This window comes from Mesorhizobium sp. M7A.F.Ca.CA.004.04.2.1 (assembly GCF_004022825.1).
In the GTDB taxonomy this organism is placed as follows: domain Bacteria; phylum Pseudomonadota; class Alphaproteobacteria; order Rhizobiales; family Rhizobiaceae; genus Mesorhizobium.
Map to the genome: position 1 here is coordinate 1 of NZ_RZPH01001314.1, position 1,345 is coordinate 1,345.

Annotated in this window: 2 protein-coding genes and 1 pseudogene; all 3 read left to right on the plus strand. The window is 59.0% G+C overall.

What is annotated here, in order from left to right; translation table 11 throughout:
* A pseudogene (locus EN893_RS34140) lies at window positions 1-251 on the plus strand (hypothetical protein); the annotation flags it as partial.
* A gap of 133 nt (window positions 252-384) precedes the next feature.
* The gene (locus EN893_RS34145) at window positions 385-618 is read left to right on the plus strand and encodes a BolA family transcriptional regulator (protein ID WP_010909092.1); all 234 of its coding nucleotides are present in this window, start codon (window positions 385-387) and stop codon (window positions 616-618) included.
* A gap of 141 nt (window positions 619-759) precedes the next feature.
* Window positions 760-1,095, plus strand: a complete 336-nt coding sequence (grxD, locus tag EN893_RS34150) for a Grx4 family monothiol glutaredoxin (RefSeq protein ID WP_006332883.1) — start codon at window positions 760-762, stop codon at window positions 1,093-1,095.
* The last annotated feature ends 250 nt before the right edge of the window (window positions 1,096-1,345 follow it).

A 1,345-nucleotide genomic window follows, 5' to 3' on the forward strand; every position in this document is an offset into this window, starting at 1 on the left:
GGCATATCGTCACCTGCATCAAGCTTTTTGCCAGCGCGGTGGTCGTAGGCGCGTTGTGGGAGTACGGCTCGTCGCTCATCTGCGACGGTTATGGCCAAGGGTTCTTCTCACCGGCTTGGCAAATGACGAGCTATCTCCCCATTGTCGGCCTTGTGCTCAACGCGCCGCTCTATGTGCTGGCCTTTAGCCTTGGCCGTGCTTTCTCGACACGCGACGACGTTGCCGAGGATGAAGCAAGCCCACCGGCCTAGTCTTTCTCTGAAGCCGTCGGGCCGTCTTGCCGTTGGTGGGACAGAACGGCTTCAATCCGGACCGGAAAGGCTTTAGGCTCGCCCGACTCTCATCTTATGGCCTGACACCGGCCGCTCGAAACAGGATTTTGCCATGGCAATGGATGCCCACGACATCGAAAAACTGATCAAGGACGGCATTCCGGACGCCAAGGTGACGATCCGCGATCTCGCCGGCGACGGCGACCATTATGCGGCCGAGGTGGTGGCCGAGAGCTTTCGGGGGAAAAGCCGCGTGCAGCAGCACCAGATGGTCTATGACGCGCTGAAAGGGAATATGGGCGGCGTGCTGCACGCACTCGCCTTGCAGACCAGCGTTCCCGACTGACCTTAGCGCTTGGCCCAACACGGCTCATCCTTTGCGCCATTTCAGCCACGGCACGGCTAACGTCTTGTTTCGAGCAATCGTTGGGTTTATTTGAAGGGATATGTTTCGAGCCTGACTCCCACAGGCGGGAAAGGATATTCCATGAGCGGTATCAACGACTACATCGACAATGAAGTGAAGGGCAACGACGTCGTCCTTTTCATGAAGGGCACGCCCGGTTTCCCGCAATGCGGATTTTCCGGCCAGGTTGTCCAGATCCTCGACTATATCGGCGCCGACTACAAAGGCGTGAACGTCCTGGACTCGGCCGAACTGCGCCAGGGCATCAAGGAATACTCCAACTGGCCGACGATCCCGCAGCTCTACGTCAAGGGCGAATTCGTCGGCGGCTGCGATATCATCCGCGAGATGTTCCAGGCCGGTGAGTTGCAGACATTCCTCGTCGAGAAGGGCGTCAGCGTCAAAGGCGCCGCCTGATTTCTGTTTTGTGCATGCCCGAAAATCGACGTTGATTTTGGGCATCGAGCACCAGGCACCCGGGGCAGCCCCACCTCGGCAATTTTCATGTCCTGAACCCAGGACCAGGACGAGCCAATGCGCCGGCCCGCCGGCGCATTTTCGTTTGAAAGATCGGACTTGCCGTGGACCAGCCAAAACCAGCGCCGCAATCGGCAAGCAAACTGCCCATTCCGCGCTGGGAGTTCATCGCCCTGTGCGCGGCGCTGAT

Coding starts and splice junctions, on each gene's coding strand:
- EN893_RS34145 (WP_010909092.1), top strand. CDS start 385: ATGGCAATGGATGCCCACGACATCGAAAAACTGATCAAGGACGGCATT.
- grxD (WP_006332883.1), top strand. CDS start 760: ATGAGCGGTATCAACGACTACATCGACAATGAAGTGAAGGGCAACGAC.